The sequence below is a fragment of the Enterococcus massiliensis genome (assembly GCF_001050095.1).
GTDB lineage: Bacteria > Bacillota > Bacilli > Lactobacillales > Enterococcaceae > Enterococcus_C > Enterococcus_C songbeiensis.
This window is the reverse complement of sequence record NZ_CVRN01000005.1, coordinates 1-22,441: the sequence shown is the minus strand read 5'-3', so window position 1 is coordinate 22,441 and position 22,441 is coordinate 1. Positions and strand designations below refer to the sequence as shown.

Here is a 22,441-nt window from a genome sequence, read left to right as displayed (position 1 = left end):
TCATTCGTAATCACAAAAAAAGCAACTGACCAAGTAGCAGTCAATTGCTTTAGAATTAATCAAGTTCCAGTGCACCAGTGTAGAGTTGGTAATAGACACCTTTTTCTGAAAGTAAACTGTCGTGGTCTCCGCGTTCAATGATTCGTCCATGATCTAGAACCATAATCACATCTGAATTTTTGATAGTTGATAAACGATGGGCAATAACGAAAACAGTTCGTCCATGCATCAAGGAATCCATTCCTCGTTGCACGATTCCTTCTGTTCGGGTATCAATACTGCTGGTAGCTTCATCCAAAATCATGACTGGCGGATCAGCAATCGCGGCTCTGGCAATTGCCAACAATTGTCGTTGTCCTTGCGATAAGCCTTCTCCATCACCAGTAATAATCGTTTCATAGCCATTCGGTAGATTCGCAATAAAATCCTCCGCATTAGCTAATTTTGCCGCTTTGATAACCTCTTCGTCTGTTGCATCCAGTTTTCCATAGCGAATATTTTCTCTAACCGTTCCAGTAAATAAATGGGTATCCTGTAAAACGATCCCCAACGAATGGCGCAAAGATTCTTTTTTGATTTTTTTGATGTTAATCCCGTCGTAACGGATTTTTCCTTCTTGAATATCGTAAAAACGATTAATCAAATTCGTAATCGTAGTCTTTCCAGCACCTGTTGCACCCACAAAAGCAACCTTTTGTCCAGGCTTGGCAAACAGATTGATGTCCTTCAAAATCATTTGGTCATCCACATACCCGAAATTCACGGATTCAAAAACAACATCCCCTGATACTTCTGTATACGTGATACTGCCATCTTCATGAGGATGTTTCCAAGCCCAAAGGCCGGTTCGATGAGGTGTTTCCACTAAAACACCGTTGTCCTCTTTTGCATTGACCAAGGTTACATACCCTTCGTCTGTTTCCGGTTGTTCATCCAGTAATTGGAAAATTCGTTCCGCTCCGGCTAACGCCATGATAACAAAATTGATTTGTTGGGAAATCTGTGCGATTGGATTGTTCAAAGATCGACTTAGTTGTAAAAAGGAAGCCAATTGCCCAATCGTCAATTGAATCGTTCCACGAACGGAAAGTAACCCACCAACCACCGCAATCAAACAATATTGGATATTCAACAAGTTCATCATAATTGGCATGAGGGAGTTGGCATGGACATTCGCATTCGTTGCATTGTCTCGCAATTCCTCATTTAGAGAATCAAAACCTTCGATTACTTTTTCTTCATGGTTGAAAACTTTCACGACTTTTTGTCCATGAACCATTTCTTCGATATATCCATTTAATTTTCCCAACGAATGTTGTTGAGCACCAAAATATTGACCTGCACGTCCTGAGATGACCCGAATTGTAGCCATCATCAGTGAAACCGACAAAATCACAAAAAATGTCATCGGCACACTAACTGAAAACATCGCAATAAAAACCGAAATAAATGTGACAAATGCCGCAAATAGGTTAGGAATACTTTGCGAAATCATCTGACGCAGTGTGTCAATATCATTGGTATAGTAACTCATAATGTCACCTTGTGTTCGTTGATCGAAATAACGAATCGGCAGTGTCTCCATATGAGAAAACATGTCATCACGAATTTTTTTCTGAGTTCCTTGAGAGACCTTGACCATGATAATATTAAAGGCCCAGGTTGCCAGAATTCCGACCAAATAAATAGCGCCCATTTGAATAATCGCTGTCATCAATCCAGAGAAATCTTGACTATTTCCTTGTAAAATCGGTGTAATGTCCTCATCGATCACCGTTTGCAGGAATAAAGAACCACGAACATTGGCAAAGGCTGAAAGCAAAATACAAGCCACTACGACTAGCAAAGCCAATTTATAATCTTGCCACATATAACCAAATAATCGCTTTAATGTAGCGCCTGGCCGTTCAGAACGACGTGTATGGGTTTTAATTCGCTTCATAGCTTCCAAATCCTTTCTGCTGCGTTTCGTAGATTTCTTGATAAATGGCATTTGACTGCAGCAATTCGTTATGGGTTCCGATTCCGTTGATTTCGCCTTTATCCATAACAATAATTTTATCCGCATCTTCTACCGAAGAAACACGTTGAGCAATAATAAATGTCGTCGTTCCCGGAATCTCTTTCTTCAATCCTTGACGAATCAGTGTATCTGTTTTTGTGTCTACTGCTGAAGTTGAATCATCTAAAATCAAGATTTTCGGTTTTTTCAATAGTGCCCGTGCAATTGTTAACCGTTGCTTTTGTCCTCCAGAAACGTTTGATCCACCTTGAGAAATCGGTGCTTGGTATTTCTCTGGAAATTCTTGAATAAAAGAATCTGCCTGAGAAATTTTAGCCATTTTTTCAACTTCTTCATCCTTGGCTTGTTCATCTCCCCAGCGTAGATTGGAAGCAATTGTACCAGAAAATAAGACGTTATTTTGAAGAACCATTGACACACTATCCCGCAATGTAACCAAGTCGTATTCTTTCACATTGATACCTCCGACCAATACTTCGCCGTCAGTCACATCATACAATCGAGGAATCAATTGGACTAAGGAAGATTTCGAACTACCTGTTCCACCGATAATACCAATAACCTCACCGGTTTGTGCTTTAAAGCTAATATGTTTTAAAGCTAACTTTTCTGGATCATTCCCATAACTGAAGCTGACATTTTTAAATTCAACTTTCCCATCAGGAACATGAGTCAACGCATGCATCGGATTCGCCAAATCACTTTCTTCGTCTAAAACTTCTACAATTCGTTCACCACTTGCTCTGGCAATCAAGACCATCACAAAGATCATCGAAAGCATATTCAGACTCATCAAGGTTTGCATTGCATAGGTAAACATACTTACCAGTTCTCCAGTTGACATTTGATTCGCTACGACCAAATGCGCACCCAGCCATGACAACAAAAGCATTGTCGTGTACATACAAAATTGTAATAGTGGTGAATTGAAAGCCACCGTACTTTCAGCTTTGGAGAAAGTTTTGAAGATTTCCTCAGAAACTTTGTTAAATTTTTGTCCTTCATGTTCTTCCCTGACATAAGATTTCACCACGCGAATGCCTTGCAGGTTTTCCTGAACAACATTATTCATTTTGTCGTAAATTCGAAAAACTTTTTCAAATAATGGATGAGCGATTCGCACAACGACGAATAGACCAATCGCAAGAATCGGCAAGACAATAACAAAAGTTGAAGCCATTTCACCATTAATGGAAAAAGCCATGATTAATGAAAAAATCAACATCAACGGACTGCGAATTAGCATGCGAATCACCATTTGATACGCATTTTGAACGTTTGTTACATCCGTTGTCAAACGAGTTACCAGACTATTAGTTGAAAAACGATCAATGTTGGAGAATGAATAGCCTTGAATCTTTCTAAACATGGCTCCCCGCAAATTTTTGGCAAATCCTGCAGATGCAATCGCAGCAAAACGCCCCGACATTGCACCTAAAAATAGCGCTACCAGCGCACACACAAGTAAGATCACGCCATAAAAAATAATTGCCTGCTGATTTCTTTCTTCGATCCCTTGATCAATCAGTGCTGCAATTACTAATGGAATAATAATATCTAACAAACATTCCCCTGTAACAAAAAGAGGGGTAATAATTGTTGCTTTTTTAAACTCTCCGACGTGTTGAATTAATTTTTTTACCATGATTTCCCTCCTTCTTCTTTAGTATAAACTATTTTTTCCTAAAACATCTAGGAAGAAAGTGTGAATTTTTTCCTTTTATATAGGAAAGAACTTTTTTAATCCCTAATTTTCTGTTTTTCGAAAAACTAAGTGCTGCCTACAATTATAATCATTTATTTTTAGCATTACTAAATAAAAGAAGCGTTCCTAGGCTTTTACTTGTTCGCTTTTCAAGTCTGTGCTACACTATCATTGAATTCAAAATGATATCAAAAAGATATCACAGGAGGAAAGAAAATGGAAAATAAAGCAGTTGAAGTAAAGGTTCCCACGGAAGAAATTATTTTTACCCCCCGCAATGGTCTTCCCATTCTTGTTTTAAACCTATTAGGCATCGTTTTATCAATTGTACTATTCGTGATCGGCATTTTATTTATTGAGGGTGGAGAAAATACTACTCTTGGCGGTCTTCTTATGGGTGTCTCAATTTTTTATTGGGCATTTCCTGTTTGGTTACTTTTTGCCGGACTAAAAGTTGTCCATCCAAATGAAGCATTGGTGCTGACTCTTTTTGGGAAATACGTAGGAACAATCAAAGGTGCAGGTATTTATTTTGTTAATCCTTTTTCAACAGCCGCACCGGTTCCAAGAGGTAGTATGCAAGAGTTGGCTTCCGTTCGTGACAATGAAACTGACCCTGTCACCGGAACGAAAAAAAGTAGTTCACAGCTTCCAAAAAAACGGTTATCCTTAAAAACGATGGCATTAAGCAACAACAAACAAAAGGTCAACGATAAATTAGGAAATCCAATCATCATCAGTATTGTAGTTATTTGGCATATCCGCGATACTGCTAAAGCAATGTTTGATGTTGATAATTTTGTCGACTATTTGTCCATTCAATCGGATTCTGCTTTACGGAATATTGTTCGTTTGTATCCTTATGATGCAACAGATGATGAAGATGCGAATGAAAAGAGTCTTCGGGGATCTAGTCTTGAAGTAAGCGCAAAATTAACGGAAGAAATTCAAAGCAAGGTTAGCGTTGCTGGAATCGAGATTTTGGAAGCCAAGATTACTCACTTAGCTTATGCACCAGAAATCGCCGCAGCTATGTTGCAGCGCCAACAAGCCTCTGCCATTGTTGATGCACGTCAACTAATTGTAGAAGGAGCGGTTGGCATGGTTGAAATGGCAATTGAAAAGTTAAACGAACAAAGTGTTGTGGAATTAGATGAAGAACGTAAAGCGGCAATGGTCAGCAATCTTATGGTCGTCTTATGTGGAAATCGCGAAGCACAGCCCATTGTAAATAGCGGCTCATTGTACTAAAATTTCAAGTAGATTCACAAGTCCCAAAAAGAAAGGAGCGGTATCTTGTGGGCGGGGAAAAAAGCAAAGGTAAAAAGCAAGTACCGTTGCGCCTTTCTGCTGAGCTGTACGAAGATCTTGCAGCTTGGGCTGAAGACGAGTTTCGTAGTGTCAATGGTCAAATTGAATATCTATTGAGTGAAGCAGTAAAAAAACGCAAGAAAAAAGAGCAGAAATCTTGACCCTTTACCTTCCAGCGGCACCCTCATTGAGGTACCTGCTTTCAATTATTTAATCAAAAAAAATTTCTCTACTAAACCCAACACATTGGAGGTGCAACAATGGACGAAAAAAATTATGCTTTTGAATCCCAGATTTATTCCTCAGAAGTGGGTAAAGGTGGCGCCTATGTAATTTTCCCATACGATGTTCGCGAGGAATTCAATAAGGGGCGCGTTAAAGTCCACGCAACGTTTGATGGAGAACCTTATGATGGCAGTATCGTAAATATGGGGCGAAAAAATGACGATGGATCAATTTGTTATATCATCGGTATTCGAAAAGATATCCGAAAAAAAATCGGAAAAGATATTGGCGATCAAGTAAATGTAACCATTCAAGAACGACTAGACTAAAAACTTGCTGACGCACCTAGTGAAATGGTGGTCAGCAAGTTTTTTAGTCTATCTTAATTTAGCAACAATCATAAACCGATGCTCCAGATTATAAATATAGCCGTTTCGTTTCAATTCTTCTCGAAGAAAATACAGTTGCTCTTTATGCGTTGCCACTGAAAATCCGGGAAACTCCCACGGAATCGTTCGACAATAATAAATCAATCCGTCCATATCAAAAAACTTTTGTACCGGATAAGCTTCATTTTCGTACAAAATCTCAAACCCATGTTCCGTTAATGATCGAACAACTTTTGATAAATGCAAATCAAAGCGCGGTTTTGTATAATCATCAATCAATTTTGTCGATAATGGCAAGCCATTCAAATCCCCCACTTGTTGCGTAATGAAATATCCTCCCGGTTTCAATACGCGCTTGACCTCCGAAAAATTAAAAAAAGCATGCGAGTTGCTCACAAAATCAAAGTGCTTATCCTTAAATGGCAACAATTCGCCGTCCTGAACAAACCGGACATCTACTCCTTTAGGTTGTAGCCGTTCCAATAAAAGGCGATAATTATTTCCCCAGCCTTCGGTTACAGATGTGCGTTTATAAGGATGATGGAAAGTTTCCAATAATTCACCGCCACCGGTCCCCATATCTAACAACTGCATTTCAGGTTGAAGATACCTTTTTACAAGCTCATAATAATTCCAAGGTGTTTCGTCTTGAGCATATTTATTTTCAAGATAAGAAAAATCCCACCCCGAAAAATTTTGTTGATTTTTTTCGCTTTGAAGCCATTCATTTTCTATTTGATTCATTTGACTAATATCCTCCTTGTTTACTCCTAATAAAAACGCGGCAAATGATATAGTCAATGTTGATAGGAAATCGTTTTATCTTGATATAGTGCCTACCAAACTCAACTATACCAAGTAGTTAATTCGTTTCATTCCCTTTCCCCCCTATTGATTTAAAGAAATAGCCTGTTGAATCAAGTATTTGATTGCTTGCGGCTGAATTTCTTCGAGTTTTTTTATACGAATATGACGCATCGTTTTTGCTTCCCCTTGTAATAAATGAGCTTGATCCACTGCCTCCAGCTCACTTCCCCGATGAAAGCCGAGGCTGACATGGGCTTTAGCAACCTGTATGAAACAAACCAAGCCATTGGAAGAATAATTGGGCATCGACCATTTGAATTCCTCAATGAGTTCTGGTGATGACTCAAAAATTAATTCTCGTAATGAAACAGCAATTTCTTTAGTAGCTGCGGGTAATTCTGCAATAAAGTGATTAACGGCAGAGATTTTACGATGGGTTGCCATGATGCTCCTCTTTTCTATCAATAAATTTTTAACGTTTTTTCAACGAATTACCTTGGTTTTTTACGATTCTTTTTTTCTGCTACAGCTTGCAATTGTTGGATTGCTTGTTCTATTTCTTGAAGTGCTTCAGGATCCTCTTCCTTCAACCGCAAAACTTCCAACTGAGTTAGCCATTCTTCTGGTTCACGATTGCCTAATCTTCCAATTGCCCAAGCCGCCGTCCCGCGAATCACCGGACGAATGTCCTTTTGAGCACACACCAAAATTTCTGGTAATGCGCTGCGATCGCCAAGGTTTGCCAAAGCAATCAGGGCATTTCGTTGCAGTGGTTTTTTCCCTCGCCAAGAACCGGCGAGATGACCAAACTGTTGATTAAATTCTTTATTGGATAAATTCAACATTGGTTTTAATTTTGGATAAACTTCGTCAACTTTTGGCTCCATCTCTTCGTGAAAATGGAAGTCTTTTCCCTGATTATAAGGACATACCAACTGACAAATATCACAACCGTAAACGACATTTCGGATTTTCTTGCGGTATTCTTCCGGCATCATGCCTTTTGTTTGCGTTTGGTAGGATAGACAGCGCTTGGCGTTCATTCGACCATCTCCTAACAAAGCATTGGTTGGACAGGCAGTCACACATCTGGTACACTCTCCGCAACCAAAAGGAACCGGTTCATCTGCTTCAAAACGAATATTGGTGACAATTTCTCCCAAATAAACAAACGAACCATATTCTTCTGTAATCAACAGGCCATTCCGCCCGATAAATCCTAATCCTGCTCGTTGCGCAACAGCAACATCGACAAGTTCCCCGGTATCTACTTGCGGTGCAAAACGCCAATTTTCAGCTTCTTCTAAATCTTTTGCCTGTTCTTGGATGAAAGCAATCAGTTTTTGCAAGCGATCTCGCAAAATATCATGATAATCAATTCCCCATGAAGCTCGAGCAAACATTCCTCGTTTTTCATCATTGGGTATCTCTTCTCCGATTTTTGTTGGGTAAGCTAATGCGATTGCAATGATTGTCTGAGGATCTTCGAATGTCTTTTCCAGATAAATTCGTTCCTCAATAATTTTATGCTCAAACCCAGAATTATACCCCCGTGCTCGCTGTTCCTGCAACGAAGCCTCTAATTCATAAAATGGTTCTGCCGTAGCAAAACCGATTTTATCGATTCCAATTCGTTTACTTTCTGCAATAATTTTTTCCTTTAAAGTTGGCATGGTGTCACCTGCTTTTGTTTTTAAACTCTTTCTCATTGGGCTTATTTTACCATAATAATGAATATCCAGCAGTATGAAAATAAAACATGCTCCACAGAAAAACCTTCAGAAAAAAGTTACATTTTCTGAAGGTTTTCAATATCTATCTTTTCATAACCATTTATCTAGTTTTGTTTCTCAGACTAACCAAAATAATTCAATAATACACCTGCTGCTACAGCAGAGCCGATAATTCCCGCTACATTCGGTCCCATTGCGTGCATTAATAAATAACTTTCTGGATTCGCCTTGATTCCTTCGGCTTGAACCACTCGTGCTGCCATAGGAACTGCAGAAACACCTGCTGCACCAATCATCGGATTAATTTTCCCTCGGGTAAATTTACACATTAATTTACCGAACAAAACGCCGGAAGCCGTTCCGATAACAAATGCAAATAAGCCCAGTAAAATGATTTTCAGCGTATCAATGGAAAGAAATAAATTCCCCTCCGCTTTTGCCCCAACTGTGATTCCCAGAAGAATCGTAATAATATACATAGATGTGTTTTGCAAAACTTCTGCCAACTTTGGAACAATTCCTACCTCCCGTATGAGATTTCCCAGCATCAACATACCGATTAATGTCGTTGCGGAAGGAACGATCAATGAAACTAAAAGTGTCGTAACAATTGGAAAAATAATTTTTTCTTTTTTTGAAACTTTTCGGATCTGCTTCATTTCGATCTCACGTTCTTGCTTCGTTGTCAAAAGTCTGATGATTGGCGGTTGAATGATCGGTATCAGCGCCATGTAAGAATATGCTGATAAAGAGATAATCGGTAAAAGATGCGGTGCCAAACGTGTAGTTAAGAAAATAGCCGTTGGACCATCTGCTCCGCCGATGATTCCTACTGCAGCTGACTCTGCTCCGGTCAATCCTAATGCTATTGCTCCAAAGAAAGCTGCAAAAATCCCTAATTGTGCCGCAGCTCCTAGCAGTAAAGTTTTTGGATTCGCAATCAAAGGACCAAAATCTGTAGCCGCCCCAAGACAAAGAAAAATCAAGGGTGGATAAATTCCCAAATTTGTTCCTTGATAAAGGTAATAAAGTAGTCCACCGGGTGTTGAATTTTGTGCTTCTTCCATCAAACCAGCCAAAGGTAAATTGACCAACAAAATGCCAAAAGCAATGGGAATAATCAAATAAGGTTCATACCCTTTAGCAATCCCAAGATAAAGAAAGAAACATGCTAAAAATAACATAAAAAGATTATTGAACGTCAAATGAGCAAATCCTGAGGTTAATAAAAGTTCTTTTATAATATCGATCATTTAATCACTTCCTTGGATCGTCATTAACAGTTCCTGTGTTTCAACCGTTTGTTTTTCTTTCACTAAAATTTCTTGAATTCTACCATTTTCGGGAGCCACAATTTCATTTTCCATTTTTAATGCCTCTAGAACCAATAGCTGCTCGCCTTTTTTTACCACGTCACCTGCTTTGACATTTATTTTCAAAACTGTCCCTGCAAGAGGTGCAGTAATCTTTTTTTGCGCTGTGTCTACTGTATCTCCGCTTCTTTGCGACTCTTCTGGGAAAGACCCAACCATCGGTGTTTGTTCCGAAGAAAGCTCCCGAATAGAAACTTGGTAGACTTGATTATTTACTGTAATTTCATATAGTTTCATCTCACTCACCTAACTCGTTTTATTGAAACGATTTCATATTGTTTATCCTGTTCTTCTTTATTTGTCACTACTAAAGCCGCCATTACTGCCGCCATGGCCTCCTGTGAAGAAACTGTTTTCTGCTTGCTAGATTCAGTGGGTAACATTGTTTCTTCTTCCGGCTTTGGTTTAACTGACAACAAAAATGCACTTATTTTTAAACTAATCATCAAACCAATCAGGACAAGAAAAACGATAACCATTGCACCTATCATTAATCTAATTCCTTCAAAATTAGTCATTAGAATCCCTCCAACCTCGTTACAGCCTGAATTTTTATTATTGATTCCTGCTCATAAAATTTTGGTGCTAATTGCGGAAATAAAATATATGTCAATCGCTTTTCATCAGAAAAATCGGGATATTTATTTTTAAGTTCCGCATACTCAGGTACCAATCTGTCTGCTGGTCGACTGGTAATGATTGGTGTTGCTCCAATAAGCTGACTTTTTATCTCTTTGGAAATTGGTACTGGTGATAATCCATAGTGACCAGAAACATAATTTTTAATTTCTTTTGAAATTTGATCATATCGTCTACCTGATAGAACGTTCATTGTTGCTTGTGTTCCTACCATTTGACTCATCGGTGTTACCAAAGGTGGATAACCCAACTCTTCACGAACTCGGGGAACTTCTTGCAGAACTTGATCATATTTTGCGATTGCTCTAGCAGCTTGTAATTGTGCATAAAGATTAGAAAGCATGCCACCAGGTATTTGATAAATCAGGGCCTTAGGATCTGGTGTTAACATCTCTGGGCTGATCAAACCATTGGCTAGATATTTTGTGCGAATTGTTTTGAAATAATCCGCAATTTCAGAAAGCAGGCTAAAATCCAAATCAATTCTCTCTTTAAATGCTAATCCGATGGACTCTGTCGCTGGCTGACTTGTCCCAGAGCTAAACGGAGAAATTGCTGTGTCAATACCGTCAATTCCACTCTCAATAGCAGCTTGATAAGTCATTTCAGCAATTCCACAGGTACAGTGGGTGTGCAGATGCAATGGAACCGTAATTACTTTCTTGATTTGGTAGATTAATTCCCGAGCTACATCTGGCATTAGTATTCCTGCCATATCCTTGATACATATGGAGTCAGCCCCCATTTCATTAAGCTTTTTTGCTAATTCTGTAAAATAATAAATTGTATGCACAGGACTGACTGTATAACAAATTGTTAATTGAGAATGACCATGATACTTTTTCACTGCTTGATGAGCAGTGGCTAAATTCCGAACATCATTCAAAGCATCGAAAATACGAATGATATCAATGCCATTTTGAATAGATAATTGAACAAATTTATCAACAACATCATCTGAATAATGGCGATACCCTAAAAGATTCTGTCCTCTTAACAGCATTTGTAACGGCGTTTTTTTTACTTGGTTACGAATTTTTCGTAATCTTTCCCAGGGATCTTCATGTAAGTATCTAAGACATGCGTCAAAGGTAGCACCACCCCAACACTCCAGTGCGTTGTATCCCGCCTGATCCATTTTTTCTAATATTGGTAACATATCCGCTGTAGACATTCGAGTTGACATAAGACTTTGTTGACCATCTCTTAAAACGGTTTCATTTATATTGATTCTTTTCATTTATATTGCTCCTTTCAGCCAAAGAACGGCCATACAATCGGAATGAGAAAAATCGAAACAACCAGTAAAATGGCAGTCAAAGGAACACCTGGTTTTGCGTAGTCAGCAAATTTTAAGCCACTGGGTCCGTAAATCATTGCATTACCTGGTTGCCCGATTGGTGTTGTAATAGCTAGACAGGCACCAATAGAAATTGCCATAATAACTGCAGTCGGATCAGCACCAATTTTATGAGCAATAGAAATACCAAGTGGGGTAAAAATAGCCATACAAGTTGTATTTGATAAAAATTGTGACAGTACGCAGGGAACAATCATACAAACAGCAGTGATAATAAAAGGATTAGTTGTTCCTCCCATTATTTTCAAAACAAAATTAGCAATCATTTCTCCCGCTCCCGTTTGTTCCAACGCTGTTGATAGCGGTAAAATACCACCAAATAAGAATAAAGTTTTCCAACTAATTACACGATATGCTTCGTTTTCTTTAATAACTCCAGAAAGTACCAATGCTAACGCGCCAATAACTGCAATGATAGCTGCATTTATATTGATTTGTGCTGAAAACAACATACCAAGCACAGTCAGCAAGGTGATTACCGCAACAAATTTCTTATGCCACGCAGGAATCTCAGTAGCCTTTTCCTCTTTAAATTCCTGCTCTTCATCACTTTGACGATTTGGAATCAATTTATAACCGATAATCAGCATATAGATAACTGAAATAATAAAAAGTGGCAGAGTTACTTTCGCAATTTCAAACATACTAACTAGCGTTCCAGGCTTAGAAGCCTCAATCTGTGCTTTAGCAAATAACCAGCCAGGGCCACCAAGAAATGTGATAGAACCTCCCATTCCCACAGCGACCATCATGGTATAGAGCAATTTGCTCTTGCTATAACCGCTACCTGCTGCAAGACCAATAATCAATGGTAAAAAGATAGCACTTGTACTTGTATTTGATAAGAAAGCAGATAATGAACCCGCAACCAACAAAATAGCAAGCACTAATTTTTTTTCGTTATCAGCATATTTTTTTATCAAGTTTCCTAAATCTGTTGCAATTCCTACTGAAAAAACAGCATGTCCAATCACAAACATGGCACCGAATAAAATAATATTGATATTAGCAAAATCCTTGAACGCATCTTGCGGTGTTAGGATACCGCTTAAAGTAAGAGAAAGTGCGCATAAAAAAGCAGTTGCAGCAGGGGGAATAAGTTCTAGCAACAGCATGACAGCGGTAGCCACCATAATGAGTAAGGTTAAAACAGCTTGATCCATTTATTTTTCCTCCTTAAAACATATAAATTACCAATAAAAATTAAAAATCTAATAATGATCCGTCAAAGGAACGTTTAGCTCCTTTTGTTGCTCGATCTTTTGGTGGAAACAAACTTTGCGCATCTTCTGTCAATTCGATACCAATTCCAGGTCGATCTGGAACCACTAGACACCCGGATTCAATCTGCAATGGATCAACAATCATTGCGTCTTCTTTACCGTTTAGACAAAAATCTGGTAATTCTTGGATCGCTACATTTGAAACACTTGCACAAATCTGCAAGCAGGCTGCTGTGGATACAGGACCTAAAGGATTATGGGGAATGACACTTATATTGTGTGCTTCTGCCAGCCCACAAATTTTTTTCACAGTTGTGATTCCACCAACTGCGCAAACATCGGGACGAATATAGAGTGCTCCTTTGCGACTTAATAAAGTTTCGAACTCGGAAAGATTGATAAACCGTTCTCCAGTAGTTATCGGAATATCGATTTTTTCTGCTAACCATCCCATTTGATCAGGTGTATCTGGTGTGATAGGATCTTCCAGCGCAAAAGGACGGTATTTTTTCACCTCATTTGCAAAGACTAAAGCTTCCGGCAATGTCATACTGCGATGAATTTCTAAAATCAAATCAAAATCGGTCCCCACTGCTTCTCGACAACGTCTTACTTTTTCTAGATTCAATTCGATTTTGCTTGAAAAATATTCTTTTTTTCCTGTTGGATCACCGTCGGGTTCGCTTAAAAATATTTTTGCTGCATTAAAACCATCCTTTTGCAGCTGTTTGACTCCTTGAACCATTTCCTCAATGGATTGACTTGAAAATCCGGAAGCATATGTCCGTACACGATCGCGGATTTTGCCTCCTAACAACTCATACACTGGAACACCTAACCATTTGCCTTTGATATCCCAAAGTGCAATATCGATCGCACTAATTGCACTCATGATGACAGATCCGCGGAAATACATCGCCCGATACATATTTTGAAAGTGCCATTCGATTTTCCTTGGGTCTTCTCCAATTAAAAAATCTGCTAATTTTTCGATTGCTCCTCTTGTTGCATCAAGAAATCCCCAATTACCTGCTTCTCCCAAACCTACAATTCCTTCATCGGTATAAACTTTGACGAAAAGATAATGTTTGATTGGTATGGTCTCAATTTTTGTAATTCGCATAAAATCCACTCCTTCTAAAATTTTGTTCGTTTTGATATACGCAAAAACTATGCCAATTATTTGAACTAACTATATCAGCAAGCGCTTTCTTTTACTTGAAAAACAAGTAAGAGAATTTGTAAAATAATTTCGAAATGAAATGGTTTTTCAAATTGAAAGTTATCTGAAAAAAAAGCTATAATTTTTTTAAAACATTCTCTCAATTAGTGAATACATAGTAGGCAAGAGTAAAACTGTGACAATACCATTTATACAAATGCACAATCCCGAAAGGATACCTTCGACTTCCCCCAATTCAATAGCTCGTCCTGTACCGATTGCATGGGATGTACTACCCAAAGCAATGCCTCGAGCAACTGGACTGTTGATGCGAAAAATCTTGAAAACCTGACTACTAAGTAAAGCTCCTAAGATTCCTGTCGAAACAACAATTGCCAATGTTACCGCCGGAATACCACCCATTTGATTTGAAAGATCAATTGCCAAGGCTGCCGTTACCGTTTTGGGTAATAAAGAAAGAATCATTCCATCATTCAGCGAAAACAAGTGACCGAGAGAAATACTTAATACGCAGTTAGTCAGTATCCCGGCTAATGTTGCAAACAAAACAACAAGAATATTTTGCTTCAAAATTGCCAAATGACGATAGAGAGGTAGTGCCAAAGAAATCGTGGCTGGGGTAATCATCATCGTTAGGAAATTTGCGCCGATGTCATACTCTTCATAACTAATTCCAGTTATTTTTAAGAAAAAAATTATTATAAAAATTGTTGCAATCAACGGATTGATAAATGGAATCCGAACAATTCGAAAAAGTACTTCCATCAAGCTATAGGTGGTAATTGTCAGAGCCAAACCAAACAAAGGGCTTTGGGTCAATTCTGAAAACATTTACTTCTCCTCCTTTTGATTTTTATTTTTTTTCTACACAGTTCAACGGCGTCGAATTTGTATTTTTTCTACAAATTCGGCTGTTTTGCCAATTATCATCAGAATTACTATGACGCAGAGAGTAGTGATTCCCAATAAAATCGGCCAAGTGTCTTTAATTACTCCGTAAAAATCCATCAACCTAACACCAGCCGGTACAAAAAAAATAGTTAGATTATCCAAGAAAAAATCACAGATTGGTTCAATTTTTTTTGCATCAACGATTTTATTTTCAAATGCCAAAAATAATAGAAGAATTCCAAGAATACTTCCGGGAATCGGTAAATCAAGTATCAATCGTACTCCTTCCCCTAAAATAGAAAACGCGAGCAAAATTGCTAATTGTGTTCCTAGTTTCATAATCGTTGCCCCTTTCTATATGTTTTACCTAGAAAATGATTAAATTCCCTTATCCCTTTTGATAAATAAACTCCTATTTTTGAAACAGTAAAATCATCTTTTTTGTCGCAAGAACTATGCCACCTTTTAAAATAAATAATTACTTCAATAAAAAAAGGAAGTGAAATCAATAATTGATCTCGCTTCCTCGCATGCTTATATTTTATTGTAAATGGTCTTAGTCCTTGAAAATTTGGTATTGTTTCATTCTTCGCCATAGAGTTGTTGGACTGATTCCTAACCGTTTAGCAATTTCTTCCTTAGCAATTCCTTTATCCATCAACTCAAGAATCTGCTGTTTTTCATAACTTTGTAATGACTTCTCCTGACGTTCATAGCCAAATGCCATAGTTAATTGATTTTCAATAAATTCTGGTCCAATCTTTGGTTCATTCGCCAAAATGGCCAATCGTTCACAAAAATTCCGTAACTGACGAACATTTCCCTTCCAAGAGAATTGTTTTAATATTTTTTTACTCTCTGCTGTGAAAGAAAGATTTTTACCTATTTTTTCACCTAATCGTTGGATTAATGAATCAGCTATCACACAAATATCTTCTTTTCGCTGCCATAACGGTGGAATTTCAACAGATAATACATTTAAACGATAATATAAATCTTCTCGAAATTTCCCATTAGCAATCAAGGTTGTCATATCACGATTCGTCGCAACTATGATACGAATATCTAACGGAACGACTGTCTCTCCGCCAATTCTAATAATATTTCTTTCTTCCAAAACTCGAAGTAGTCTTGTTTGTGCAGACAACTCCATTTCTGAAATCTCGTCTAAAAAAATAGTTCCTTTATTTGCCTGCTCAAATAACCCCTTCTTCCCTGACATCAATGCTCCAGTAAAGGCACCCTTCTCGTATCCAAATAACTCACTTTCTAGTAAATTGTCTGGTAAAGAAGCACAGTTGACAGCTACAAAAGGTTGATTGCGCCGCGAGCTACTATTATGGATACTTTGTGCAAACAATTCTTTCCCGGTTCCTGTTTCACCAAAGATCATAATTGTTGAGTCATAGTGAGCAAATGAACGACTGGTTTCTTTTATTTTTTGAATCTGATTTGAGTCTCCTAAAATATCAGCAAAAGTATATTTAGCTACATGTCCTTTTTGTCTTAATTCATTTTGAGCTTTCTCGTTTAGCTTTTCTACCCGCTCAAATTTATCTAGAAATAAAACAACACGATCCGCTCGACCATCTTTGGGAATAGGCTGAATATTATACAGATAGATTGTATTATTTATTTCAGTTAATGCCCCGTATACATTCTCATTTTCTGTCAATGAATCCAGAAACTGATTTTTTTTCAAACTCGGCAGCAACTGCCAGATTGGTTGTTGAGTAGAACCATTTTTTCCAATAATTCGTTTTGCAGAGTCATTCATAAAAATGATTTCTCCAGATCGATTCAATAGAAAAATCGATTCGAAGGAAGCTTCTAAAATTATTCTTAAATCACGAGAATAGGTCTGTTCTGCCTGAATGCTCTCTCCTAACTGCTCAGCAATTCTAAACGCATTCGCCATCGATTCGTGGGCATATCTGCCATCTAGCCGATGAGTAGGAATCGGCAATCTTTTAATTTGTTCATAAATAGATGTGCTTGCTACCAGCATGTCTGCTCCTTTTTGTATTTCTTTTTTTGCAGCTTTAATGATAGCCCTAGGAGAAACTTCATCTAGATTCACGATATTGATTTTTGCCTCAAACAACTGTTGTGATAGCTCAAGTGAAAGTACTAGGCTGTCGATTTCCTTTTCGTTTGTTAAAAATGCTATTTGCCCCTGTTTGTGCTCAGGTAATCCTAATTGTTGTTTTGCCTCGCTCAAAACCTTTAAAAATTCGCCTTGAGTCAGTGAACAAAAAACGATTGGAATCTTTTTGGTCATTCCATTAACAAAATTCTTCATTCCACCACGAGCAACTAGCACATCACATTCCTCGTCAATTGCTTGAATGATGGTTTCAGATAAATTTTCTGCTGTCGTCAAATAAAAGACAAAGCAATTGTTAAAACCTTTTTGAGACACTGTTTGTGCAACCTGTAGCAATTTTTTTGTCGTTACCACGACGCCGATTTTAATCATACCCTACTCCTTTCCAGTCTTCTAATAAATTCCAGCTTTCTACAGTCTCAATCGACATAACTTATTTAATCTATCTCTATATTATACTTGAATTTGAGTAAATGAAACCGTTTAAAAAATGTTTCTGAATCCACAAAAAAAGATTCTTCGCTTTTTATTTAGGCGAAGAATCAAAACAGTTTATTATTAATACTTACTTAAGAGCAAGCTCCTGAAAATTCTGCAACAATTGATAAGTAGTTCGATACCCTTCACAAGCATCTTCTGGTACTTCATAGTTATTGGTAACTTGAGCCAATCGAGTCAACTCATTCGTCACGTCAGCTTCAGGATTCTTACGGGTCTTGTCTTTCATTGCGACAAAAAGTTCACGCACTTCCGCTAGTTCAGGATGATGTCCGCCATGAACTTTAAGGATTCGATCAGTAAAAAATGCTAATTTGGGAAATTCTTCTTCGATAAATTCTTGTTTTGTCATGCTGATTCCTTCTTTCTTCTTGTTGAATACAGCATACAAGATTTTCCGTTGAAAAAAATTGATTTCTATCAAGATTTGATAAAGAGGTTTTTTACACCTTTTCTTTATTTGTCAGCTTAACAAATGGTAGGTAGATCAAAATACCGATAAGAATCAAGACAACTTGTAATAAAGAAGCTCTCCAATCGCCGTTTGTTGCAAGATAACCAGAGATAACTGGCGGAGTGGTCCAAGGAATCAAAACAGATGTTTTTGCGATGAGTCCAAGAGAAGTTGCATAATACGCAATCGTTGTAGTAACTAATGGTACTACGACTAACGGGATCCCTAGTAATGGATTGAAAACAACAGGAATACCAAACATCATTGGTTCACTAACATTGAAAAGTGCTGGAATCGTTCCTACTTTGGTAATTGAACGATAATCTTCGCGTTTTGAGCCGATGTAGATTGCGACTACTAGACAGATTAGCATGCCGCCTCCGCCCATCCAACCAAAGGAATCTAAGAAAGGTTTCGTCACGATATTGGGCATGTCTGCACCATTTTTTAAGGCGTCCATATTTTGTTGCAAGGCAGTCAGCATGATTGGTTCTCCAACTGATCCTAAAATAAATGTTCCGTGTAGACCGAAAGCCCATAGTAAATTACTCAAAAAGACATAGAGTAAAAGACCACCAATCGATTGGAAAGATGCAACTAACGGTGCTTGGAAAAATTTTGCAATCAAAGCTGGAAGGTCAGTATGTGCTCCCCAAACGACCAAGACTTCGACCAGACCAAAAATCAATGTCACTAAAAATGCTGGAATCAAAATGTTAAATGATTTTGCAATGGAAGGCGGTACACTTTCAGGCATTTTAATTTTTAGCTTATCTAATTTAGAGAATTTGCAAAGTAAAGTTACCGAAAAAAGCGCAGCAATAATAGCCAAAAACATTCCTGTAGCACTTGTTTGAGTTTGGGTCAACACTGCACCTGCTGTCACAGTATTTCCTTTGATATCTGTCAATGCCGTTTGTGCTGGTAAAACCAACACTGCAGAGATCAGACCCACAACTCCACCAAAGAGACCTTCTTCTTGATAGCTGACAGCTAATTTATAACCAATCGTCATAGCAATCAGTAAAGCAAGAATACCTAACGTCGAGTTGTACACTTGATTCCCTAGATCCATCCATTTTGCAGCGCCAGCAAAATTTTTCAGTAGACCATTTGTAGGACTTAAAACTAGGTTATTGATTAATACCCAAAAAGAAGCAATAATCGTTACGGGAATCAACGTGACAAAACCATCACGAATCGCAGTGATATGACGTTGAGATGAAAATTTGTTTGCAAAGGTTAACATTTTACCGATAAATTGATTTGAATCGTTCATTTTTTTCTCTCCTTCTTTTGAAAAACTCTAACATCACAATAAATTTCAAACATTCGATTCCATGGTGAAGATAATTTCTGTATTTCTAGAGATTGATTTGAAAAACTATTCGGCAAATAGTTTTCTGCCATTGTCATCATCTTCTGATGAATCTGTTCCATTACTTTTGCTTCCTCAGTTTTTAAATCAAAATAGTTCAAGCCAAGACTGGGTAGTAGTGTTTTTGTCAGATCCATACGAATAGCAGCTTGATAGAATCCATCTTCAAAAATATTTGAGATCAAATTATCCATCATTGCTTTTTCATCCACTTCATTCTGAGCAAAAGTCAGGGCAGAAAGAGTGCTTCCCAATGAATTACAATTCGTATTCCATGCTTTATAGCAGATCAATTGCTCGATTAAATTTTTCTGATCCAGCATCTGCAATAGCTCCAAATCTCCACCATTGGCAAAAGCGCTGTCACAAATGCCCACTTTTTTTCCTTTTTGAATTGCTCTTTCGATTTGATCAACAAAGGTTAACAAATGCCGATAGCTGTCGTAAGTGACATCTTTATTCTTAAACTGATCCCAAGATTCCTGCATTTTTTTTCCAGGAACATTATAAGCTAGAATAAAATCGGCTTCCGATTCGTTATCGACCGGACGCATACCTGCGGCCATGACATGAGCTTTTAAACTTTCATTGATTATTCGGTCTTCATACAAAGGAACCAAGGTTGGACCTAATGTAGAAGCATACCGAACAAAAAGCGTTGGCTGTGTATTTCGCCAGTCATTATACGCCCGCGCTAGCAACGTGAAGCCTACCTCGTCTGCTCCAGGATAGACCATGACTTTGCCTTTTAATCCCAATTCCTGGATTGTTCCATAAACTTTTTTTTGATCAATTGCCGTGTAGCCATATGGGGCAGAATCGTCTTGCGGAATACTCAAGAAATCAATAATTCCCTCTTTTACCAATTGAATATTGGTTAAATTAGCGTTTACATTAAAATGCCGTCTCGTTTCATAATCTGAAATAACTTCTTGTGGCAGCTCTTTTTGTAAAGCTTCTAATTCCTGCTGTTCGCTTTCCATCAAATTTTCACGGTTTGCTTTATCAGACAACCAACCGAAGCGAAAAATTCTTTCCCCATAAACTTCATAATAGTCAGGCTCTTCATCTGAACTATTATATTTTGGTGTACGCATAATTAAATTTGATAAGAATAGTTTCTTTTCCGGATAGTTTTTTTTCAATGTTCGTAAATTGGATTCATATTCTTTTAAATCCGCAAGTGTCAAATGATGCAACCTTGAAGGCAACAGTCCCCCATATAAAAGCATTTCTACTGATATAATCAGATAATCAGTACGAGCGATTTCCTTTTGGATAAATTGCCAGATTCTATTTGTATCAGCGGCGTTTTTTTTATAGCCCATTTCTTCCGCCGGCAAAGAAATGACCTCTACATCACGAGCAACCTTAGCAGCATTGATTGGGTAAACCGCATTGCATGGTCGCTCATCTAAAGGAACATAAAGTATACGCAAATTTTTTACACTCCCTTCACGTTTACGTAAATTTCATCGACAATATGACCCACCGTTTTTTGATAATGCCCCGCTTGTTCAATAATATCTGAATGTGCCTCTCTGACTGCATACGCATGGTCTGTTAAGTGAAACATGGAAACATCACTCTCCGCATCGCCGGCAACATAAACATTTTTTCTAGAAACTGCCAATTTTCCCATGATGAAAGAAACAGCATTTCCTTTTGAAACCTTTGCAGAAAAAACTTCCAAAGATGATGGACTTGTTTGCACAATGCCCACTTTGTCTTTTCCCAAATTCTTTTCGATTCGTTCCTTAATGGTAGTGAATTCATTTGTTGTTCCAAAAGTCAGATAAATCGTTGCTTTTCCGGCATGTTGTAAAACATAATCAGGCAAATTTTTAATGACGATAGAGGTATCGATAAATTCCGCCACATTTTCTGGATCTCTTGGGCTAGGAAATAATCGATTTTCCAATGTTGAAACCTCGGTTCGCAAGTTCATTCCAAAAATAGCTTGATTTAAAGAGGCGATATACTCACTTGGGATGCTTTCAAAGAAAACCGTTTCCTCTTTGGCGTTTTTTATGACAGCACCATTTTGGCTAATACGAAATTCGCCCTTAAATCCCAGTTGTTGTTCAACATATTGGATATCGCTGTCCATTCGACCGGTACAAATAACGAAATGTCCACCGTCTTCACAAAATTTTTTTATTTTTTCCAAGCTATCATGATCTACTTTTCCATTAGCATCCAATAAGGTACCATCTAAATCGCAGATCAATAATTGATTCTTCATTAATTTCAAAGAGTTTCTTCCTCCTGTGCTTTCTTTGCGGCTGCCACATATCGTGCTGTGATTAGTTGCGGACGAGTAATGATTGACCCAACTACCACCGCAAATGCACCTAATTTTAGTGCTTGGGTTACTTGTTCTGGCTGATCCGTATGCCCTTCCATAATTACAGGCACTTTGCTGTTTGCAATAATTTTTTGCAAGAGTTCAAAATCCGGTGTTTCTGTTTTTTTTGAATAGTCTGTGTAACCTGCCATCGTCGTTGAAATAAGATCAAAGCCAGTTTTTTCAGCAACCATTGCTTCTTCAAAAGTAGAAATATCCGCCATTGCTAATCGTCCTGCATCGTGAATTTGTTTTACTAAATCACTGATTTTTTCGTCATGAGGGCGTTTCCTTTTTGTGGCATCCAATGCAATGATTTCTGCACTTGTTGTTAATAATTCAGAGACTTCTTTTTTTGTTGCAGTGATATAAACTTCTGAATCCGAATAATCTCTTTTGATTATACCAATCAAAGGTAAATCAATTTCTTTCTTGATTTCCTGGATATCCTCTACAGAATTTGCTCGAATCCCTGCGGCACCACCCTGCTGAGCAGCTAAAGCCATTTTGCTCATAATAAATGAACTGTACAATGGTTCGTCTGATAAGGCTTGGCAAGACACAATAAGTTTACCTTTTAGTTTTTCCAGCATACTGACTCACCTCACTTTTCTATTTTTCTATACAAATCAATGATTTCCTTCGCCAAGTCGGTAAAAGCAATGGCCGTCATCAAATGGTCTTGACTATGGACTGTCAGCAGTGTGACTTCCATGTGATTGCCTTGCGCTTCTTGCGTCAACATATTGGTTTGGGAATGGTGTGCTTCGACCAAAGATTTTTCTGCGTCTTTGA

The 22,441-nt window shown here is 37.9% G+C and carries 23 protein-coding genes; 3 read left to right on the top strand and 20 right to left on the bottom strand.

Annotated features, from left to right (window positions below; genetic code table 11):
- Positions 1-55: 55 nt before the first annotated feature.
- On the bottom strand, positions 56-1,942 hold the full coding sequence (locus BN1875_RS03175; RefSeq protein ID WP_048603423.1) for an ABC transporter ATP-binding protein: 1,887 nt from the start codon (positions 1,940-1,942) through the stop codon (positions 56-58).
- Entirely contained in the window at positions 1,929-3,668 is a 1,740-nt protein-coding gene (locus BN1875_RS03170) for an ABC transporter ATP-binding protein (protein WP_048603422.1), read from the bottom strand. The genes BN1875_RS03175 and BN1875_RS03170 overlap by 14 nt, the downstream gene beginning before the upstream one ends.
- A gap of 276 nt (positions 3,669-3,944) precedes the next feature.
- Between BN1875_RS03170 and BN1875_RS03165 the strand changes: the two genes are divergently transcribed.
- From BN1875_RS03165 to BN1875_RS03160, 3 genes are all read left to right on the top strand, one after another.
- Positions 3,945-4,979 (top strand): SPFH domain-containing protein, encoded by a 1,035-nt coding sequence (locus BN1875_RS03165; RefSeq protein WP_048603421.1) that lies wholly within the window; start codon positions 3,945-3,947, stop codon positions 4,977-4,979.
- Between the two features lie 47 nt (positions 4,980-5,026).
- Positions 5,027-5,200 (top strand): type II toxin-antitoxin system antitoxin, encoded by a 174-nt coding sequence (locus BN1875_RS13500; RefSeq protein WP_082147233.1) that lies wholly within the window; start codon positions 5,027-5,029, stop codon positions 5,198-5,200.
- 99 nt (positions 5,201-5,299) lie between these two features.
- The gene (locus BN1875_RS03160; RefSeq protein WP_048603420.1) at positions 5,300-5,593 is read left to right on the top strand and encodes a DUF1905 domain-containing protein; all 294 of its coding nucleotides are present in this window, start codon (positions 5,300-5,302) and stop codon (positions 5,591-5,593) included.
- Positions 5,594-5,641: 48 nt separating this feature from the next.
- Here the strand turns inward: BN1875_RS03160 and BN1875_RS03155 are convergent, their stop codons facing one another.
- The 18 genes from BN1875_RS03155 to BN1875_RS03065 form a co-directional block, all read right to left on the bottom strand.
- Entirely contained in the window at positions 5,642-6,397 is a 756-nt protein-coding gene (locus tag BN1875_RS03155) for a class I SAM-dependent methyltransferase (RefSeq protein WP_048603419.1), read from the bottom strand.
- 144 nt (positions 6,398-6,541) lie between these two features.
- Positions 6,542-6,904 (bottom strand): DUF1801 domain-containing protein, encoded by a 363-nt coding sequence (locus tag BN1875_RS03150; RefSeq protein WP_048603418.1) that lies wholly within the window; start codon positions 6,902-6,904, stop codon positions 6,542-6,544.
- A gap of 47 nt (positions 6,905-6,951) precedes the next feature.
- Positions 6,952-8,133 (bottom strand): tRNA epoxyqueuosine(34) reductase QueG, encoded by a 1,182-nt coding sequence (gene queG / locus BN1875_RS03145; RefSeq protein ID WP_082147232.1) that lies wholly within the window; start codon positions 8,131-8,133, stop codon positions 6,952-6,954.
- Positions 8,134-8,315: 182 nt separating this feature from the next.
- Positions 8,316-9,446 carry a sodium ion-translocating decarboxylase subunit beta gene (locus BN1875_RS03140; protein ID WP_048603416.1) on the bottom strand — a complete coding sequence of 377 codons (1,131 nt, stop codon included), beginning with the start codon at positions 9,444-9,446 and terminating at the stop codon, positions 8,316-8,318.
- Positions 9,447-9,803: a biotin/lipoyl-containing protein gene (locus BN1875_RS03135; RefSeq protein WP_048603415.1), complete on the bottom strand. Its 357-nt coding sequence runs from the start codon at positions 9,801-9,803 to the stop codon at positions 9,447-9,449.
- 5 nt (positions 9,804-9,808) lie between these two features.
- Positions 9,809-10,084 (bottom strand): OadG family protein, encoded by a 276-nt coding sequence (locus BN1875_RS03130; RefSeq protein ID WP_048603414.1) that lies wholly within the window; start codon positions 10,082-10,084, stop codon positions 9,809-9,811.
- On the bottom strand, positions 10,084-11,445 hold the full coding sequence (locus BN1875_RS03125; RefSeq protein WP_048603413.1) for a pyruvate carboxylase subunit B: 1,362 nt from the start codon (positions 11,443-11,445) through the stop codon (positions 10,084-10,086). Before BN1875_RS03125 ends, BN1875_RS03130 begins: the two co-directional genes overlap by 1 nt.
- A 14-nt stretch (positions 11,446-11,459) precedes the next feature.
- A complete protein-coding gene (locus BN1875_RS03120; RefSeq protein ID WP_048603412.1) occupies positions 11,460-12,728 on the bottom strand; it encodes an SLC13 family permease in 1,269 nt (422 codons plus the stop codon).
- A gap of 40 nt (positions 12,729-12,768) precedes the next feature.
- Complete coding sequence (locus BN1875_RS03115) at positions 12,769-13,911, bottom strand: mandelate racemase/muconate lactonizing enzyme family protein (RefSeq protein WP_048603411.1); 1,143 nt, start codon at positions 13,909-13,911, stop codon at positions 12,769-12,771.
- Positions 13,912-14,097: 186 nt separating this feature from the next.
- Positions 14,098-14,802: an LrgB family protein gene (locus BN1875_RS03110; protein ID WP_048603410.1), complete on the bottom strand. Its 705-nt coding sequence runs from the start codon at positions 14,800-14,802 to the stop codon at positions 14,098-14,100.
- A 42-nt stretch (positions 14,803-14,844) separates the two neighbouring features.
- Entirely contained in the window at positions 14,845-15,201 is a 357-nt protein-coding gene (locus tag BN1875_RS03105) for a CidA/LrgA family protein (protein ID WP_048603409.1), read from the bottom strand.
- A 217-nt stretch (positions 15,202-15,418) separates the two neighbouring features.
- Positions 15,419-17,341, bottom strand: coding sequence for a sigma 54-interacting transcriptional regulator (locus BN1875_RS03095; RefSeq protein ID WP_048603407.1), 1,923 nt, complete (start codon positions 17,339-17,341; stop codon positions 15,419-15,421).
- 193 nt (positions 17,342-17,534) lie between these two features.
- Entirely contained in the window at positions 17,535-17,819 is a 285-nt protein-coding gene (locus BN1875_RS03090) for a hypothetical protein (protein WP_048603406.1), read from the bottom strand.
- Between the two features lie 91 nt (positions 17,820-17,910).
- Positions 17,911-19,200, bottom strand: coding sequence for a PTS sugar transporter subunit IIC (locus BN1875_RS03085; RefSeq protein WP_048603405.1), 1,290 nt, complete (start codon positions 19,198-19,200; stop codon positions 17,911-17,913).
- Positions 19,197-20,738, bottom strand: coding sequence for a DUF4127 family protein (locus BN1875_RS03080; protein ID WP_048603404.1), 1,542 nt, complete (start codon positions 20,736-20,738; stop codon positions 19,197-19,199). The genes BN1875_RS03085 and BN1875_RS03080 overlap by 4 nt, the downstream gene beginning before the upstream one ends.
- Before the next feature lie 5 nt (positions 20,739-20,743).
- Positions 20,744-21,544: an HAD-IIB family hydrolase gene (locus BN1875_RS03075; RefSeq protein ID WP_048603702.1), complete on the bottom strand. Its 801-nt coding sequence runs from the start codon at positions 21,542-21,544 to the stop codon at positions 20,744-20,746.
- 5 nt (positions 21,545-21,549) lie between these two features.
- Positions 21,550-22,239 carry an N-acetylmannosamine-6-phosphate 2-epimerase gene (locus BN1875_RS03070; protein WP_048603403.1) on the bottom strand — a complete coding sequence of 230 codons (690 nt, stop codon included), beginning with the start codon at positions 22,237-22,239 and terminating at the stop codon, positions 21,550-21,552.
- Positions 22,240-22,250: 11 nt separating this feature from the next.
- On the bottom strand, positions 22,251-22,441 hold a 191-nt coding region (locus tag BN1875_RS03065), incomplete at its 5' end, for a PTS lactose/cellobiose transporter subunit IIA (RefSeq protein WP_048603402.1).

Excerpts from the sequence above, each read along its gene's own strand:
- BN1875_RS03175 (WP_048603423.1), bottom strand. The coding sequence starts at position 1,942 with ATGAAGCGAATTAAAACCCATACACGTCGTTCTGAACGGCCAGGCGCT.
- BN1875_RS03170 (WP_048603422.1), bottom strand. The coding sequence starts at position 3,668 with ATGGTAAAAAAATTAATTCAACACGTCGGAGAGTTTAAAAAAGCAACA.
- BN1875_RS03165 (WP_048603421.1), top strand. The coding sequence starts at position 3,945 with ATGGAAAATAAAGCAGTTGAAGTAAAGGTTCCCACGGAAGAAATTATT.
- BN1875_RS03160 (WP_048603420.1), top strand. The coding sequence starts at position 5,300 with ATGGACGAAAAAAATTATGCTTTTGAATCCCAGATTTATTCCTCAGAA.
- BN1875_RS03155 (WP_048603419.1), bottom strand. The coding sequence starts at position 6,397 with ATGAATCAAATAGAAAATGAATGGCTTCAAAGCGAAAAAAATCAACAA.
- BN1875_RS03150 (WP_048603418.1), bottom strand. The coding sequence starts at position 6,904 with ATGGCAACCCATCGTAAAATCTCTGCCGTTAATCACTTTATTGCAGAA.
- queG (WP_082147232.1), bottom strand. The coding sequence starts at position 8,133 with ATGCCAACTTTAAAGGAAAAAATTATTGCAGAAAGTAAACGAATTGGA.
- BN1875_RS03140 (WP_048603416.1), bottom strand. The coding sequence starts at position 9,446 with ATGATCGATATTATAAAAGAACTTTTATTAACCTCAGGATTTGCTCAT.
- BN1875_RS03135 (WP_048603415.1), bottom strand. The coding sequence starts at position 9,803 with ATGAAACTATATGAAATTACAGTAAATAATCAAGTCTACCAAGTTTCT.
- BN1875_RS03130 (WP_048603414.1), bottom strand. The coding sequence starts at position 10,084 with ATGACTAATTTTGAAGGAATTAGATTAATGATAGGTGCAATGGTTATC.
- BN1875_RS03125 (WP_048603413.1), bottom strand. The coding sequence starts at position 11,445 with ATGAAAAGAATCAATATAAATGAAACCGTTTTAAGAGATGGTCAACAA.
- BN1875_RS03120 (WP_048603412.1), bottom strand. The coding sequence starts at position 12,728 with ATGGATCAAGCTGTTTTAACCTTACTCATTATGGTGGCTACCGCTGTC.
- BN1875_RS03115 (WP_048603411.1), bottom strand. The coding sequence starts at position 13,911 with ATGCGAATTACAAAAATTGAGACCATACCAATCAAACATTATCTTTTC.
- BN1875_RS03110 (WP_048603410.1), bottom strand. The coding sequence starts at position 14,802 with ATGTTTTCAGAATTGACCCAAAGCCCTTTGTTTGGTTTGGCTCTGACA.
- BN1875_RS03105 (WP_048603409.1), bottom strand. The coding sequence starts at position 15,201 with ATGAAACTAGGAACACAATTAGCAATTTTGCTCGCGTTTTCTATTTTA.
- BN1875_RS03095 (WP_048603407.1), bottom strand. The coding sequence starts at position 17,341 with ATGATTAAAATCGGCGTCGTGGTAACGACAAAAAAATTGCTACAGGTT.
- BN1875_RS03090 (WP_048603406.1), bottom strand. The coding sequence starts at position 17,819 with ATGACAAAACAAGAATTTATCGAAGAAGAATTTCCCAAATTAGCATTT.
- BN1875_RS03085 (WP_048603405.1), bottom strand. The coding sequence starts at position 19,200 with ATGAACGATTCAAATCAATTTATCGGTAAAATGTTAACCTTTGCAAAC.
- BN1875_RS03075 (WP_048603702.1), bottom strand. The coding sequence starts at position 21,544 with ATGAAGAATCAATTATTGATCTGCGATTTAGATGGTACCTTATTGGAT.
- BN1875_RS03070 (WP_048603403.1), bottom strand. The coding sequence starts at position 22,239 with ATGCTGGAAAAACTAAAAGGTAAACTTATTGTGTCTTGCCAAGCCTTA.